Below are 14,781 nucleotides of genomic sequence, written 5' to 3'. Positions count from 1 at the left end.
GTCATAAGTAGGTAACGAATCTATGGTTCTACCCATAAGCCGGTGAAGGCGAGACGTGTAAAGCCCATTGCTGAGCTGCTTTCACCGCTGCCCTGAGGTTTTTTTCGTTCCTTTCTTTTTATTTTTTTTGCTGGGCTTGTTCCGACGAAAGGGTCGTGACGGTCCGACGCACCTTTTGTGGAAAAGCCATGACCGATCGCCGTGAACTGATCCTTACCTGTCCCAAGGGGCTCGAAGGCCTGCTGCTTGAAGAAGCCACCGCATTAGGGCTGGAGGAGGCTCGCGAGCAGACTTCAGCCATCCGCGGCTTTGCTGGGCTTGAGGTGGCCTACCGACTGTGCCTTTGGTCGCGCCTGGCTAACCGCGTGCTGTTGGTGATCAGTCGCTTTCCGACGACCGATGCCGAGACGCTCTACCAGGGCGTTCATGCGGTCGACTGGGCGGACCATATGCTGCCGCAGGGCAGTCTGGCCGTAGAGTTCAGCGGTCGCGGCTCCGGTATCGACAACACTCATTTCGGTGCGCTCAAGGTAAAGGATGCAATCGTTGATCGGTTGCGCACTGCTTCGGGCGAGCGCCCGAACATTGATAAGCTCGATCCGGATTTGCGCGTGCATCTGCGCCTCGACAAGGGGCAAGCCGTGCTCTCGCTGGATCTGTCCGGACACAGTCTGCATCAGCGTGGCTACAGGCTGCAGCAGGGCGTCGCACCACTCAAGGAAAACCTCGCTGCCGCAATTCTGATCCGTGCGGGCTGGCCACGTATTGCCGCTGCTGGTGGTGCGCTGGCGGACCCCATGTGCGGCGTCGGCACCTTTCTTGTTGAAGCAGCAATGATGGCGGCAGACATTGCACCGAACCTCAAGCGCGAGCGTTGGGGGTTCAGCTCGTGGCTGGGGCACGTCCCAGCACTTTGGACCCGTCTACATGGCGAAGCACTAGAACGTGCAGAGGCAGGGCTGGCGAAACCACCATTGTGGATTCGTGGCTATGAGGCCGACCCGCGACTCATTCAGCCGGGCCGCAACAACATCGAGCGTGCTGGGCTGGCGAACTGGATCAAGGTCTACCAGGGCGATGTCGGTGACTTCGAGCCGCGCCCGGACCAGAATCAGAAGGGCTTGGTCATCTGTAATCCGCCTTACGGCGAGCGCCTGGGCGACGAAGCGAGTCTCCTTTATCTCTATCAGAATCTCGGTGAACGTTTGCGCCAGGCATGTTTGGGGTGGGAGGCGGCTGTGTTCACTGCTGCGCCAGATCTCGGCAAGCGCATGGGCATCCGCAGCCACAAGCAATATGCCTTCTGGAACGGTGCGCTGCCGTGCAAGCTACTATTGATCAAGGTCGAGCTGGATCAGTTCGTCACCGGCCAGCGCAGCACCGCAAGCGAGGAGCATCATGCTCAGCAGCAGGCGCCAGTGGAGCAAGCGCGCCTCAGTGAAGGCGGGCAGATGTTTGCCAATCGCCTGCAGAAGAACCTACGCCAACTTGGCAAATGGGCACGTCGCGAGGGCATCGAGTGCTATCGCCTGTATGACGCCGACATGCCGGAATATGCGCTGGCAATCGATCTGTATCGCGACTGGGTGCACGTACAGGAGTACGCTCCGCCACGCTCCATCGACCCGGAAAAAGCGCAGATACGCTTGCTGGACGCCTTGGCGGCGATTCCGCAAGCGCTGGGTATTGCGCGTGAGAAGGTGGTGGTCAAGCGTCGCGAGCGTCAGACCGGCACGCGTCAGTACGAGCGCCAGGCCTCTCAGGGGGAGTTTCTTGAAGTCGCAGAGGGTGGCGTCAAGTTGTTGGTCAATCTTACCGATTACCTCGATACCGGACTGTTCCTCGACCATCGCCCACTGCGCCTGCGCATCCAGCGTGAAGCGGCCGGCAAGCGTTTTCTCAACCTGTTTTGCTACACCGCGACTGCCACGGTGCACGCTGCCAAAGGCGGTGCGCGCAGTACCACCAGCGTCGACCTTTCGAAAACCTATCTCGATTGGGCGCGCCGCAACCTCTCGCTAAACGGGCTTTCGGACCGACAGCGACTGGAGCAGGGGGACGTGATGGCCTGGTTGGAAGAGGATCGTGATGAATACGACCTTATCTTCATCGACCCACCGACCTTCTCCAACTCCAAGCGCATGGAAGGTGTGTTCGACGTGCAGCGGGATCACTTGGCTTTGCTCGATCTCGCCATGGCGCGGCTGGCGCCGGGCGGGACACTGTATTTCTCCAACAACTTTCGCAAGTTCGTGCTGGATGCGAGCCTGAGCGATCGCTATGCCGTTGAGGAAATTACTGCCGCAACGCTGGATGAGGATTTCCGTCGCAATCCGCGGATCCACCGCGCCTGGAAGTTGCAGGCACGGTGATAGTGTCTACAGCTGGTCTGCCGCCGGCTTCGTAAATGGCTGCTTAGCGCTGAAGGCAGGCCACCGGGCCTGCCTGGTTCGCAGCCTCAGCGCTGTGCGGTGCTCTCGCTGCGCTGGTTGTACAGGCTTACCAGTACCTGGTCGAGAATCGACGAGGCGCCCCAAGGGCGGGGATGGTTCAGGATGGCGACAACTGCCCAGACATTACCGTCACCGTCGCGACTGTAACCTGCGATAGCGCGGACATTGTTCAGGGTGCCCGTTTTGATATGCGCCTTTCCTGCGACCGGCGTATTGCGAAGGCGTTTACGCATGGTGCCGTCCACGGCGGCCAGCGGCATCGATGAGATGAACTCGGCAGAGTAAGGGCTACGCCAGGCGGCCTGTAGCAAGCTGCCAAATTCTCGCGCGCTGACGCGTTCAGCACGCGAGAGCCCCGAGCCGTTCTCGATCACCAGGTGCGGGGAAATGAGCCCTTTCTTCGCCAGCCACTGGCGGATGACCCGTTGTGCCGCCTTGGCGTCATCACCATCTGCCTCGTTACGGAACTCCGCACCAAGGCTTAGGAATAGCTGCTTGGCCATGGTGTTGTTGCTGTACTTGTTGACGTCGCGAATGATCTCGGTGAGATCCGGGGAATAGGCTCTGGCCAGCAGGCGCGCTTTGCTGGGTACTGTGGCGACGCGGTCACGGCCCAGGATGCTGCCGCCGAGTTCACCCCAAATGGCGCGAACGGCACCTGCGGCATAGCGTTCATGATCCAGCAGTGCCAGGTAGGTCTGGGCGCTGCAGCCGTCGGCGAGTTTGCCCGTAACCACCACAGTGACACCATCACCATCTGGAACCGGGTTATAGAGCACCTCGGGCCAGCCGGGGCATTTGGCTGCAGGCAGCGCTTGCACGCGGTTGTCGATGCGCACGCTGGCAATGGGGGGCTCGATCGCGATGTTAACCTTGCCGCCATCGTTGCGGACGATGAAGCGCAGCGCCTTGAGGTTGACCAGAAGCGAGTCCGGACCGACCAGAAACGGTTTGTTCTGATCACCTCCGTCATCATCGAATATCGGCAGGTTGGGCTGGACGAAGTGGCTGCGGTCCAGTACGAGGTCACCGGTGACCTTATTCACCCCATTGGCGCGTAGATCACGTAGCAGCAACCAGAGCTTCTCCATGTTCAGCTTTGGATCGCCGCCGCCTTTCAGGTAAAGGTTGCCGTTGAGCGTGCCGTCCACCAAAGGACCGTCGGCATAGAACTCGGTTTTCCACTGATGATTAGGTCCGAGCAGATCAAGTGCCGCAAAAGTGGTGATCAGCTTCATGGTTGACGCAGGATTGACCGACACATCCGCATTGATGAAGGTCGGCACGCCGTCGCCGGTGAGTGGCAATATCACCACCGAGAGTGCATCACTGTTGATTTTATTGGCCTTCAGCGCCTGCTCGACGCGGGCTGGCAGCGTTTGATTAACGCCGGCTGCGTGCAGTGGAAGGGCCATTGGTAAAACGAGCGCGAAGAGGCTGATGCCGCGAAAAATCCGGTTCATGGACGAGCGCCTCTGGGCAGGCACGAGGAGTGACTGGCAATACGATTTTGCATGCGATTTCCCACTACTCTAAGGGAACGAATGCGGGCCATTATGCCCGGGCTGTAGAGGCGCTGTGCCGCTATCCGATAAGCGTAGCTGTGCCAGCTGGGTTACTGCAAAAAATAGATGCACAAGAGGCACTGCGATGGCGTCGCTAGTTTTCGTCGATCATCGCCTTAGTACAGGGTTACTGTTAGAGTGCGCGCCGTCATCAAGTAAAAATAGGATCGATCCAATGGCTACAAATCGTTCGCGTCGTCTGCGCAAGAAACTCTGTGTCGATGAGTTCCAGGAACTGGGCTTCGAGATCAATCTCACCTATCGCGAAGGGATCGAAAGCAAGGCTGTGGATGACTTCCTCGAAGCCTTCATTGATGAAGCCATGGAAGCCAACGAACTCGGCTACATCGGTGGCGAAGACTATGGTTTTGTCTGCCTGGGCCGCCGTGGATCAGTCAGCGAAGAGCAGCGTGCGGCGGTGGATGCCTGGCTGAAAGGTCGCACCGAGCTGGCTGAGTACAGTGTTAGCCCGCTGATGGATGTGTGGTACCCGGAAAACCCGATCAGGACTCAGGCGTAGGTTTCTCGTCAGATTCTGGTGCTGCCGGCTGGGTTTTCCTGAGCGATCGCCTAGCCAGCAGTATGTGAAGCCAGTGCATCAACGTAGCGATCAATAATGCCACAGCCACGCCAATGGCAGCATTTATGAGCCGTATCTGTGGCAGATTCCAGTCCTGGGCTAGGGTTTCCGCCAGCAGCAGAAACAGCAGTGTCGTCTGCAGCACGAACAGCCCGTAGTGATTTGCCTGAAATGCCCTGCCGAGCACCACGAGCGGCAGCAGGATCATCACCATCAAGGGCGGGTCGGCCAAGCCATGGCCGATATAGATCAGAATGGCTGCGGCGGCCAGTATCCCCAGGGCTGCCTGCAGTGCCCGCACAAAGCTGCGCTCTAGATCCATCTGCAACGTGGTGAATACAGCCAGGGTTAGCCAATAGCCTCTCGGCAGTTGAGCCATATTGACGATGACGCCCCCCAACGCCCCGGCCAGCATGTAGGTCAACGCATGCACACGCCATTGCCGGATAGGCGTCCGCCTGGCATGTCGTCGCAACACCCGCAGGATGCTCATCAGTCGGGGCATGTACGGCCACATCCGTAAACCATGCATCCCGCGCATCCCGAATGCCAGCAAGGTCACCCAAAGTCCCCCAAGCGCGAACAGCATGGCAATCGCATAAGGATTGTTGAAATCGCCTATGCCGTATTGCCCTTGGCCGAGACACAGACAGATCGCCAAGCCGATGCCGAGCTTGCCGGCTTCGCTTCCGTAGCGTTGCAGCCAGGCCAGCAGCAGGCCATAGAATGCGAACAGGCCGAGACTGATCAGTGGATGGGTTGCCGACCAGAAACCCAGTCCGGCGCTACCGGCTCCCAAGGCTATGAGCAGCAGCATGCGCAGCATACCGAAGCGATGGAGGGGATTGGCCTTGGCAGCCTGAAACGCGCCTACTGTCGCCCACAGGAAGCCTGGATGGCCACTGAACAACCCAAGTAGTAATGGCAAGGCGCAACCGAAGCCGGCAACCATGGCCGCGCCCCAGGCGGGGCGAGCAGGATGCCAATGGATGCTTTCTCGCAGCAGGCGCTTCACGTGGTCAAACCGGGCTGGAGCGGCCGGTCATCTCACCGGCCATTTCCGTGGCATAGCTGTCGGTCATGCCAGCGATGAAGTCGATCATTCGCAGGAAGGACTGATAGAGCGGCAGGTCCGGCGAAGGCGCGCTACGACCCAAAAGGTCGAGGATTCGCTGGTTCTTGAACGAAGGGGTGCCGCCGCGATGCCGCTCCAGGGCTGCGCCGCAGAAAGCGTTTAACAATATCTCCAGCGTCGTGTAGGCACCAATCTCGTGCAGAGTCTTACGCTTATCCTGGAAGATCTTCTCCCGGGCCATCGCTTTCGCTTGCAGCACGCAGTCCTTAGCAGGACCGTGCATGTGTTCAACGAGATCGCCTGTTAGCTCACCACGCAGCAAACTGCGCTGCTGCTCGACGAACGCGGCCGCCGCAGCATTGGTCAGGTGTTCGATGGCCTTGCCGCGCAGAATAGCTAACTTGCGCCGCCTTGAGTCATTGGGGCCTAGCTGGCGATAGGTTTCCGGGATGTCATCGCCGACCAGCGCGAGTAGCAGCGCCTCGACTTCCGAATAGTCAAGCAGCTCCATCTCGAGGCCATCCTCAAGATCGATCAGCCCGTAACAAATGTCGTCTGCCGCTTCCATTAGGTAAACGAGCGGATGGCGTGCCCAGCGTTGGTCCGCTACCTTGGGCAGGTTGAGCTTCTGTGCGATCTGCTCAAGTAATGGCTGTTCGTTCTGATAGCAGCCGAACTTGTGCTTCTTGTAGCCGAGCGCCTCCGCGTGTCGGGAGGTCCATGGATACTTGAGGTAGGTGCCAAGCGTGGCATAGGTCAGCCGCGTCCCACCGTCGAACTGGTGATATTCCAGCTGCGTGAGCACGCGAAAGCCCTGGGCGTTGCCCTCAAAGTTGAGGAAGTCCGCGCGCTGTGCGTCGCTCATGTCGTCGAGCCATCCCCGGCCAGCTGCTTGCTGGAACCAGCAGCGAATGGCGTCTTCACCGGAGTGGCCGAAGGGTGGGTTGCCAATGTCGTGAGCCAGGCAGGCAGACTGGACGACCATGCCAAGGTCCGCAGGGCTGCACCATTCAGGTAGGTCTTCACGCAATACTTCGCCGACACGCATGCCCAGCGATCGGCCTACGCAGCTGACTTCAAGCGAATGGGTGAGGCGGGTATGGATGTGGTCGTTGCTCGATACCGGATGAACCTGTGTCTTGCGCCCGAGGCGGCGGAAAGCTCCGGAGAAAATGATGCGGTCGTGATCCTTGTGAAACGGACTGCGGCCTAGTTCGTCGCTGCTTTGAGCAGATTTACCGAGTCGTTCGCGGGTGAGCAATGTGTGCCAGTCCAAGGACCATCTCCGTATTGCCATAATCGGGCTGGGGGGAAACTATCATAACCGCCATGACCCCGATGGGTACTAATCGCACTAGTGAGCGGGAAGGTACCCTCAATACGCACAGCAACGCCCCGGCCGATATGGCCGGAGCGGGCTGTTTATGAAGAGGTTCAGGCTCGACGGTATTAGCGCTACCTTCCGCGCAATTTTTGCTGGCGTTTGATCAGTGGATAAAGCGTCAGTGCGACCCGAGCCAATTTCCCGATCTTTCCCATTCGCCGACCGAAGAGCGCCAACACCACTGTCGCTGCAACCATCATCGGACCTTTTCCCGAAGAAGGCTCGGATGATGGGTTGTGTGAGGTCATGAAACTCCTCACATGCTGCAAAGGATGAGACAGAGGCTGCACGTGGTAAAGCATCTGCTGGCGATGCATTTCCATACGCAGTCTCACAAGATCCTTGCGCATGCTCAGATTATTAGACGTGCTCAACGGTCCGCTCATGGCAGTAATCGCTCCCGATTGCGTTCCAGCTCTTCCAGGGTTGCCTGGAACGGCGCGGCGCATTGTTTGGCGAGGGAAACTGCACGACTTATGCAGATGATCATGACCACTGCGTAAGTTGCGCAGAGTCCAAGAATCGCAGCCATCCGATGGGTTTCCCAGAAGGCGATGACGATCGCTGCTGAAAGACCAACTAGAACCAGCAGCCCTAGAATAAGGCTGACACCAGCCAGGAGAAATAGCCGAAACGTACGTGCTTTCTCTTCCTGTAGCTCAATGCCTACGAGCTCGAGGTGGCCCTGCAGCAGACCGACGAATGCGCCGCCCAGCTTTTTCAGCGATGGCTTAGGGGCCTCGGCGCCGGGCTTCGCTTCCATTGGTGTCTCTCCCATCAGCGACGTGAAATCAGGCCAAGCAGGAAACCGACGCCGGCAGCGATGCCGATCGATTGCCACGGGTGTGTATGTACATATTCCTCTGTGCACTGGATGGCAGCTTGGCCTTGATCACGCATCGAAGATTCCCGTTCTTTTAGCATCTCGCGAGCTTTGGCAATGTTCGCGTTAATCTTGCCGCGCAGCTCTTCAGTTTGGCCGCCTGCAGTTTCCTGGGTGTGCTTGAGCAAGCGCTCGGTATCACCGATGAGAGTATGAAATTCCTCAATCAGCGCGTTTTGTGCGGCCTGCAGGTTACGACGGTGGGCGGACGTATCGATTAGCGGACGGTTGCTTCCAGCAGGACCCTCAGGGATCGGGGTGTTGTCGTTTGTGCCGAAAGTGGACTCGGTAGACATTCGCAGCTCCTTCATGAATCTTGCAGGGACGAAAGGTCCGTTGCCTAAAGTTTCGAGCGTAGCGTTGGCGCAAGGTTCCCTGTTTCGTTAGCACCGGTTGGTAGGCGTGCAGAGTGTAGTGTTGGCGTCACCGTCGCGCCTATTAACTTCAAAGCGTCCTGGCAAAAGAAAACCCGCCGGAGCGGGTTTTCCTATCTACAACACGCTAAGTGCCGTAGCCGCATTTACATCAGCGGAATGGTGTAGCTGACGATCAGACGGTTTTCGTCGACGTTGGTGCCGCGGTTGTAGTTGTTGCGAGCAGTCGCGTTACGCCATTTGACGTTCAGGTTCTTCAGCGTACCTTCCTGGAAGGTGTAACCGATATCCATGTCGCGCTCCCACTGCTTGCCTTCGGTGCCATTCGCGCGCTCGAAGTTGTCGCCAGTGATATAGCGGGTCATAAATGTCAGGCCAGGCACACCAATGGAGGCGAAGTTGAAGTCATAGCGAGCCTGCCAGGACTTCTCGTCAGCGTTGGCGAAGTCATTGATCTGGACGTAGTTGACCAGGAATGGATCGGTAGAGCCGCCAACATATGCAAAGCCAGTGTCGCCGCTCATCTTCTGGTAGCCAAGACCGAAGCTGTGGCCGCTCAGCGAATAAGTGACCATAGCGCCAAGTGCTTTGTTGTCGACGTTCGAGCTGCCGTCGTCCTTGGAGCGCGAATAGCGCAGGTCAGTTTTCAGAGACTGGCCATCTCCAATAGGCAGAACATGTACGAGGTTGTACGTATGCTGCTTATAGAGGTCTTCCAGGTTGCTGTAGTAGTAAGTAGCAGTCAGGTCTTTAGATACCTGGTAGCTACCACCCAAGAAGCGGAAGTCATTGGACTCGTTGGGAGTGCCGGCGTCTACGGTGATACCACGACGGCCGCCGGTGTTCAGCGCCATCACTTGGTTGTTCGTAGAGTCACGATGGTTGATGCGGTTTGCATAGCCTGCATCCAGAGTCAGCCCTTTGATCTCTTTTGAAATGATCTGGGCGCCCTGCATGGTTTGCGGCAGCAGACGGCTGTCGCTGGTGCCAATTGCCGGGTTCTTGAACTGCAGTGTGCCGACCTTTAGAACTGTTTCGGAAACTTTCGCTTTACCCGTCAGGCCAAAGGACGACCACTCGCCGGGTGCTTCGTTGCCGTATGAGCTAGGCATCAGGCCGCTACCGCCAGTGTCTTCACTGGAGTACAACTTGACACCCTGCAGCGCGAGAGCGTCGACGCCAAATCCTACAGTACCTTCGGTAAAGCCGGATTCAACACGCAGCAGGAAACCCTGGCCCCACTCTTCCTGCTTGCTCTGGCCAGGATCTTCACGGTAATCACGGTTGAAATAGAAGTTACGCAGCTCCAGGCCAGCCTTGGTGTCTTCGATGAAGGCGGCTTGGGCCATGGTTGGGATAGCCAGTGTTGCTCCCAGAGTGGCGAGGGCCACGCCCCGGGCGATGGGGGTCTTGAGCATTTCTTATTTCTCCTCGTTGGATGATGCTCTGAAGTCGCTCTTTACGGCGCCATGCAATAAAACATTACAGAGGTTTTTCAACCTTTAGACTTTAGTCGCCAAGTCCCGCAAGTCAACGTGCTAGACGGTCGCAGCCTGCCAAACATCCGGCGCCGACTGTGATCTGTTAGTGCACTGCATAAGCTTGGCGATTAAAGACTAACGGGTATTGCCGGGCAATCTGCGTTGCCGCGGGTCGCAGCATCCTAGCGTTTTGCTAGGGCTGAGTCGAATGGCGTTCGCACAATCGCCTGATGAGTGGGGGCGAATTCACATTTCCGACAGCTATTTAGCTAAAGCGCTGCCCATAACCAATGGCGTACCTTGGAGCCCTTGCTAGAATCTCTTTCACGGAAATTGTGAGAGAACCAAATGCTGCTGCCGGAATGCCAACTTTTCGGGACCTCAGGCTGCCATCTTTGCGAGCAGGCTGAAGAGGTCCTCATGCCTTTGGTTGAGTATGGGTTGCTCGTTGAGCTTATTGATATCGCGGAAAGCGTTGAGGGGGTAGAGGTTTACGCTTTGCGAATCCCCGTCCTCCGCCGTGTTGATACCGGCGCCGAGCTAGATTGGCCGTTCGAGGCTGAACAGATAGTGAGCTTTTTACAGGCGCCCGCGTAATAGGGCACGAATTTCGCGCACAAAAAAACCGGTCAAAGACCGGTTTTTTTAGTTCAGCTGCATATATGAAGCTGAACCCGGGATATGGTCGGAGCGACTGGATTCGAACCAGCGACCTTCTCGTCCCGAACGAGACGCGCTACCAAGCTGCGCTACGCTCCGAAGATGGCGCGCATTCTACAGAAAAACTTTTGTTGCACAAGGTGTTAGGCGGGGGATTTTTGGAAGGTCTGCCGAGAAAAGGTTGTTTCGGTTTCCTCCGCGCGCTACCGCCACGGTAGCGCGCGGGTCAGCTTTTAGAGTTCTCTAACGGTCCGCACTTGATCTTTGTTCACCTTGCCAGGCTTGCCATCGATCTGTTCGTACTCATAGAAACCGGATTCCTCGTCGTAATCGGGGTGGTCCAGGGTCTGAATTTCCCGCCCATCGTTGAGGGTGATTACACTGGGATTGGCGCAGCCTGCGAGGACTCCGAAGCCCAAAGCAAGAAAGAGGGCTGGAATAGTATGTTGACGCATGACGCTGTTCCTTCTGCGGGTATTGATACCCATGGGACGAAGCGTACTAGGGCGAAGTTCCCCCGGTCACTCCGGCCATTGCGAGCAGCTGCGGGGTGTTCAGGTTTATCAAGCGGCTGTCATCGTCCGCAACCCGCAGCTCACGAGCCCCCAGCTGGAGCAGAAGGTTCTTCGGACTCCGTTCGCCGGCCAGCCAAAGCGCGTCGACCTGACTCAATAGTTCGATGGGAATGATGCTGAACAGGGGCTCCCATTGCTCGCCGTGTCGAAGCATCACAGGCCTTTCGGGCGCTTCAATGGCTGTTCGATACAGGGAGTGTAGTAGCGCGCGGTCTACCATGGGGGTATCGCACGGCAGCACCATCATCCATCGGTTGTGTGCCAGGGCGAGGCCGGCTCGTATCCCGGCCAGCGGGCCCGGATATCCGGCATCCGTATCACTGACCAGTCGGTCCGCATAATCCGCATAAAGCGATTGGTTTCGATTGCAAGACAGCAGTAGTTCGTCGGTCATGGGGCGGGCGACGTCGCGCAACCAGGCGATCAGCGGACGGCCTTGCCATTTGATCAGCCCCTTGTCATGCCCGCCCATTCGGCGTCCGCGACCGCCTGCAAGCAGCAAGATAGAGCAGGAGGGTAGCTCGGGATCAGACATGAAGGTGCTCGCGCAAAAGACTGCGATATAACACTGCCGCCTGTACATCGACAACCGGTGCATTTAGCACCCTTGCCTGAATCGACGCAGTAGGGCTCGGCGGCCGTGTGTTGACTAAACCAACGATAAAATCTGTTGTCTATCTCCTCCATCCGCTTTTCCAAGGACGCAGCGGACGCCGCCTGCTTAAATTGGCCGACACAAGGAGAAGAACGCAATGCAGGAAAGAAATGTTTGGGTTGATTACGCCAAGGCGATCGGAATTATTCTCGTGGTTTACGGCCACGTGGCTCGCGGCGTTTTCAATGCAGGACTCCCCATGGATGAAGCGAGTTTTGTGCTTGTGGACAGCATTATTTACAGCTTTCACATGCCACTGTTCTTCTTCCTGTCTGGGCTGTTCTTCTTTGACTCGCTGCAGAAGAGAGGCAAGGGCGGACTGATCATCAATAAAGTGGATACAATCGTCTATCCATTTATTGTTTGGTCTCTGTTGCAAGGCCTGTTCGAAGTAGGCCTGTCGAATTACACGAATGGCCAGGTCACCTTGGCCGAAGTTTTTTCGCTGCTGTGGATGCCTAGGGCCCAATTTTGGTTCCTTTACGCGCTTTTCCTTGTTTTCGTGGTTTGTACGTTCCTCTACGCAAAAGCTGATCGTCGGTATTTCTTGCCATTCGTGGTGTTATTTGGCGTGCTGTTTGTATTTCAGCAGGACCTGACCATTAACAATATGACGCGCTTTATCCTAGGCAATACAGTTTTTTTCGCTCTGGGCGTTTGGTTTAACGAAGTTAAAGCTTTCTTCCTCGCACGACACACTCAGTTAACCTTTTTCTTCGGTGCATTGTTCGTGGTCGGGCAATACCTGTTTCACGTGACATTTGGCATGAACTACACAGATGGTGGGCTGCCCATGCTTGCGCTGGCTACTCTATCCATCTTTTTCATGGTTGCTTTGTCAATGTGGCTCGGGCAGTTTCGAGCCGACTGGTTTTTGTTCATCGGTGCTTCCTCGATGACCATATACCTGATGCATATTCTTGCGGGCAGCGGTGTGCGGGTGGTGCTCAGCAAGTTCCTCGGCATCGACTCAATTGCAATGCATCTCGTAATCGGAACGCTGATCGGAATTGCCGCTCCGCTGATTGCTCAGGTGGTGATCAATCGTTACAAGCTGCATTTTCTCCTTACGCCGCCCAAGCGTATTTCGGCGTCCCGTTTTCATACGGGAAGGGCGCTGACGTAATAAGCCTATAAATCCTTTAGCCGCCGGCCCAGCAAGCTATCCATGCTGAGCCGGGGCGGACACGTGCTTTTGCACTACCCAGGGCGAGATCGTCAGCCGCAGTTGATTCGTTCGATTTTCATGGCTGAGTCGGTGTTGATGTTCAGCCGTTGCGAATTGTATTCAAGGGTCACAATGTCGTCGGGGCGAAGAATTCGAGCTGTGCTTGCGCCTGCCTGGTCCCGTGCTTGGTTCAATAGTTCCGGGGTGGCAATCTGCCCAATTAAATGCCTCACTGCGTCGGAGTCGCATCTGGTTGGCGGTTCAGTTGCAGTGTCCGGCGCCGCGGTTGTGCTGGATTGGCAGCCCGCGATCAGCGCTGCAGCCATAGCCAGCGCCACTGGAATAAATGTGTTGATTCGACTCACGAGAGCTCCTTTGTTCGCCATTTCTGAGAAGCTAACTATTATCAAAGTTACGAGCAGGCTGGTAGGCCCAATTTAAACGCGGCTGATGACCTCTGAGGTAGCGTCAAAAAGAGCAGCGATGATCGGGAACCGAAGCGGCATTGACTCGTCATATCTTCTGATGGCGCTTTGCAACCCCTCGCGTAACGACAATTAAGGAGTTTCCTCTATGTTCACCTCCCCACTACTCAAGCGTGTCGCGACAGTTCTGGCTGCCTTGCATATATTGCTTGTGGCGCAGATCCCGATGGCGCAGGCGGCGATGATTGGCACCCCGGAAGTCGTTGCAGAACAGCAGCAACAAGTGGATCGACAACAGCTATTGACCATGTTGGACGATCAGGATGTTCAAAAGAAGCTTGAATCAATGGGGGTTGAGCGTGATCAGGTAGAAAAACGCATCAACAGTCTGACGGCGTCAGAGCTAGCCCAGTTCAATCAACAGCTTGATCAAGCGCCTGCCGGAGCGGGTGTGGTGGGGGTGATCGTGTTGTTTCTGGTGATTTTCATCATCACTGACATGCTGTGCGCCACTAACATCTTCAACTTCGTCAACTGCGTCAACCGTTGATCCAGCGGTTTTTCATACTGCTGCTGATCGGATTGGTCGGGGGCTGTGCTCGGACGACTGTGACGCTTGTCGAAGATGCACAGCTCCCGGTGCGCGCCGAGCTGGTCGATGTGCCGTTCTATCCGCAGGAAGACTATCAATGCGGGCCTGCTGCTTTGGCGACCGTGCTATCGCAGCGGGGCGTCCCTGTAACGCCAGATGCACTGGTAAATCAGGTTTATATCCCCCAGCGTAAAGGCAGCCTGCAGGTGGAGATGGTGGCTGCTGCCCGCTCCAACGGCCTTCTCGTTTACCCGCTAAGCCCCCGCCTGAATGATCTACTTACCCAAGTCGCGGCGGGTAATCCGGTTCTGGTACTACAAAATCTTGCGTTTGATCGTTGGCCGCAATGGCATTTCGCTGTTGTGGTGGGCTATGACCTTGCAGAGCAAAAAATCGTTCTTCGCTCCGGTACTACGAAACGCTGGGTGGGCAGCTTTCGCGAGTTCGAACGATCTTGGGCTAAGGGCGGCCGCTGGGCTGTAGTGACGCTCAATCCAGATCAAATTCCGCATGGTGCCCAGGAAACGGTTTGGCTGCGCAGTGCGAGCGATCTTGAGGAGGTAGGGCAGCTCGCTGCGGCCCGGGTGGCGTACGAGGTTGCTGCGGAGCAATGGAGCTCGGCATTGGCGCTTTTCGCGTTAGCGAACAGTCAATACGCGGCGGGAGAAAAAGCAAGGGCGGAAGAGTCATTACGTGCCAGTGTTCTGCGTGACCCGCGTTTCGCCATCGGTTGGTTCAATCTATCCCAGGTGATGGCGGAGCAGGGGTGTGCGGCCGGCGCCAGACACGCGCGAGAGTGCGCCGTCCGTCTAGCGCCCGATGATAAGCGATTCCAGGCAACGCTACCGGCGCAGGACGGTGAGGCGGCAGCGCTGCAGTGCCGGCCAAGCCCGTTGTGTTCTTCTCCCTGA

Annotated in this window: 16 protein-coding genes and 1 tRNA gene; 6 read left to right on the top strand and 11 right to left on the bottom strand. The window is 56.9% G+C overall.

Going from position 1 to position 14,781, the window contains the following annotated elements:
• Positions 1–188 precede the first annotated feature (188 nt).
• A complete protein-coding gene (rlmKL, locus tag CXK91_RS20550; RefSeq protein ID WP_103457870.1) occupies positions 189–2,372 on the top strand; it encodes a bifunctional 23S rRNA (guanine(2069)-N(7))-methyltransferase RlmK/23S rRNA (guanine(2445)-N(2))-methyltransferase RlmL in 2,184 nt (727 codons plus the stop codon).
• Between the two features lie 86 nt (positions 2,373–2,458).
• Here the strand turns inward: rlmKL and dacB are convergent, their stop codons facing one another.
• Positions 2,459–3,916, bottom strand: coding sequence for a D-alanyl-D-alanine carboxypeptidase/D-alanyl-D-alanine endopeptidase (gene dacB / locus CXK91_RS20545; RefSeq protein WP_103457869.1), 1,458 nt, complete (start codon positions 3,914–3,916; stop codon positions 2,459–2,461).
• A gap of 277 nt (positions 3,917–4,193) precedes the next feature.
• On the opposite strand from dacB, the gene CXK91_RS20540 reads away from it, so the two are divergent.
• On the top strand, positions 4,194–4,538 hold the full coding sequence (locus tag CXK91_RS20540; protein ID WP_103457868.1) for a YggL family protein: 345 nt from the start codon (positions 4,194–4,196) through the stop codon (positions 4,536–4,538).
• On the opposite strand, the gene CXK91_RS20535 is transcribed toward CXK91_RS20540, so the two are convergent.
• The 6 genes from CXK91_RS20535 to CXK91_RS20510 form a co-directional block, all read right to left on the bottom strand.
• A complete protein-coding gene (locus CXK91_RS20535; protein WP_103457867.1) occupies positions 4,522–5,613 on the bottom strand; it encodes an FUSC family protein in 1,092 nt (363 codons plus the stop codon). The two genes, CXK91_RS20540 and CXK91_RS20535, sit on opposite strands and share 17 nt — an antisense overlap.
• A 4-nt stretch (positions 5,614–5,617) precedes the next feature.
• On the bottom strand, positions 5,618–6,949 hold the full coding sequence (locus tag CXK91_RS20530; RefSeq protein WP_103457866.1) for a deoxyguanosinetriphosphate triphosphohydrolase: 1,332 nt from the start codon (positions 6,947–6,949) through the stop codon (positions 5,618–5,620).
• A 179-nt stretch (positions 6,950–7,128) separates the two neighbouring features.
• Complete coding sequence (locus CXK91_RS20525; protein WP_103457865.1) at positions 7,129–7,443, bottom strand: hypothetical protein; 315 nt, start codon at positions 7,441–7,443, stop codon at positions 7,129–7,131.
• Complete coding sequence (locus tag CXK91_RS20520) at positions 7,440–7,820, bottom strand: phage holin family protein (protein WP_103457864.1); 381 nt, start codon at positions 7,818–7,820, stop codon at positions 7,440–7,442. The genes CXK91_RS20525 and CXK91_RS20520 overlap by 4 nt, the downstream gene beginning before the upstream one ends.
• 14 nt (positions 7,821–7,834) lie before the next feature.
• Positions 7,835–8,236, bottom strand: coding sequence for a DUF883 family protein (locus CXK91_RS20515; protein WP_103457863.1), 402 nt, complete (start codon positions 8,234–8,236; stop codon positions 7,835–7,837).
• A 224-nt stretch (positions 8,237–8,460) separates the two neighbouring features.
• Positions 8,461–9,732: an OprD family porin gene (locus CXK91_RS20510; protein ID WP_103457862.1), complete on the bottom strand. Its 1,272-nt coding sequence runs from the start codon at positions 9,730–9,732 to the stop codon at positions 8,461–8,463.
• A 414-nt stretch (positions 9,733–10,146) separates the two neighbouring features.
• Here CXK91_RS20510 and CXK91_RS20505 point away from each other — a divergent pair, with 414 nt between their 5' ends.
• Positions 10,147–10,392: a glutaredoxin family protein gene (locus CXK91_RS20505; protein ID WP_103457994.1), complete on the top strand. Its 246-nt coding sequence runs from the start codon at positions 10,147–10,149 to the stop codon at positions 10,390–10,392.
• A gap of 85 nt (positions 10,393–10,477) precedes the next feature.
• Here the strand turns inward: CXK91_RS20505 and CXK91_RS20500 are convergent.
• The 3 genes from CXK91_RS20500 to mobA all read right to left on the bottom strand — a co-directional run bounded on the left by CXK91_RS20500 (position 10,478) and on the right by mobA (position 11,565).
• A tRNA-Pro gene (locus tag CXK91_RS20500) sits at positions 10,478–10,554 on the bottom strand.
• A 134-nt stretch (positions 10,555–10,688) separates the two neighbouring features.
• Entirely contained in the window at positions 10,689–10,910 is a 222-nt protein-coding gene (locus CXK91_RS20495; protein ID WP_103457861.1) for a YgdI/YgdR family lipoprotein, read from the bottom strand.
• Positions 10,911–10,956: 46 nt separating this feature from the next.
• On the bottom strand, positions 10,957–11,565 hold the full coding sequence (mobA, locus tag CXK91_RS20490) for a molybdenum cofactor guanylyltransferase MobA (protein ID WP_103457860.1): 609 nt from the start codon (positions 11,563–11,565) through the stop codon (positions 10,957–10,959).
• A gap of 217 nt (positions 11,566–11,782) precedes the next feature.
• Between mobA and CXK91_RS20485 the strand changes: the two genes are divergently transcribed.
• Positions 11,783–12,811 (top strand): acyltransferase family protein, encoded by a 1,029-nt coding sequence (locus CXK91_RS20485; protein WP_103457859.1) that lies wholly within the window; start codon positions 11,783–11,785, stop codon positions 12,809–12,811.
• Positions 12,812–12,903: 92 nt separating this feature from the next.
• On the opposite strand, the gene CXK91_RS20480 is transcribed toward CXK91_RS20485, so the two are convergent.
• Complete coding sequence (locus CXK91_RS20480; RefSeq protein WP_181003990.1) at positions 12,904–13,239, bottom strand: I78 family peptidase inhibitor; 336 nt, start codon at positions 13,237–13,239, stop codon at positions 12,904–12,906.
• A 187-nt stretch (positions 13,240–13,426) separates the two neighbouring features.
• On the opposite strand from CXK91_RS20480, the gene CXK91_RS20475 reads away from it, so the two are divergent.
• Together CXK91_RS20475 and CXK91_RS20470 are read left to right on the top strand one after the other, a co-directional pair.
• A complete protein-coding gene (locus CXK91_RS20475) occupies positions 13,427–13,828 on the top strand; it encodes a PA2779 family protein (RefSeq protein ID WP_103457857.1) in 402 nt (133 codons plus the stop codon).
• Positions 13,825–14,781: a PA2778 family cysteine peptidase gene (locus tag CXK91_RS20470; protein ID WP_103457856.1), complete on the top strand. Its 957-nt coding sequence runs from the start codon at positions 13,825–13,827 to the stop codon at positions 14,779–14,781. Before CXK91_RS20475 ends, CXK91_RS20470 begins: the two co-directional genes overlap by 4 nt.

It is taken from the genome of Stutzerimonas stutzeri, from assembly GCF_002909485.1.
Lineage (GTDB): Bacteria > Pseudomonadota > Gammaproteobacteria > Pseudomonadales > Pseudomonadaceae > Stutzerimonas > Stutzerimonas stutzeri_AH.
Note: the sequence above shows the minus strand (reverse complement) of the source record. Positions and strands in the feature narration are given on the sequence as shown.

Bases quoted from the DNA above. Each gene is read 5' to 3' on its own strand.
- rlmKL (WP_103457870.1), top strand. From the start codon at position 189: ATGACCGATCGCCGTGAACTGATCCTTACCTGTCCCAAGGGGCTCGAA.
- dacB (WP_103457869.1), bottom strand. From the start codon at position 3,916: ATGAACCGGATTTTTCGCGGCATCAGCCTCTTCGCGCTCGTTTTACCA.
- CXK91_RS20540 (WP_103457868.1), top strand. From the start codon at position 4,194: ATGGCTACAAATCGTTCGCGTCGTCTGCGCAAGAAACTCTGTGTCGAT.
- CXK91_RS20525 (WP_103457865.1), bottom strand. From the start codon at position 7,443: ATGAGCGGACCGTTGAGCACGTCTAATAATCTGAGCATGCGCAAGGAT.
- CXK91_RS20520 (WP_103457864.1), bottom strand. From the start codon at position 7,820: ATGGAAGCGAAGCCCGGCGCCGAGGCCCCTAAGCCATCGCTGAAAAAG.
- CXK91_RS20515 (WP_103457863.1), bottom strand. From the start codon at position 8,236: ATGTCTACCGAGTCCACTTTCGGCACAAACGACAACACCCCGATCCCT.
- CXK91_RS20510 (WP_103457862.1), bottom strand. From the start codon at position 9,732: ATGCTCAAGACCCCCATCGCCCGGGGCGTGGCCCTCGCCACTCTGGGA.
- CXK91_RS20495 (WP_103457861.1), bottom strand. From the start codon at position 10,910: ATGCGTCAACATACTATTCCAGCCCTCTTTCTTGCTTTGGGCTTCGGA.
- mobA (WP_103457860.1), bottom strand. From the start codon at position 11,565: ATGTCTGATCCCGAGCTACCCTCCTGCTCTATCTTGCTGCTTGCAGGC.
- CXK91_RS20485 (WP_103457859.1), top strand. From the start codon at position 11,783: ATGCAGGAAAGAAATGTTTGGGTTGATTACGCCAAGGCGATCGGAATT.
- CXK91_RS20480 (WP_181003990.1), bottom strand. From the start codon at position 13,239: ATGGCGAACAAAGGAGCTCTCGTGAGTCGAATCAACACATTTATTCCA.
- CXK91_RS20475 (WP_103457857.1), top strand. From the start codon at position 13,427: ATGTTCACCTCCCCACTACTCAAGCGTGTCGCGACAGTTCTGGCTGCC.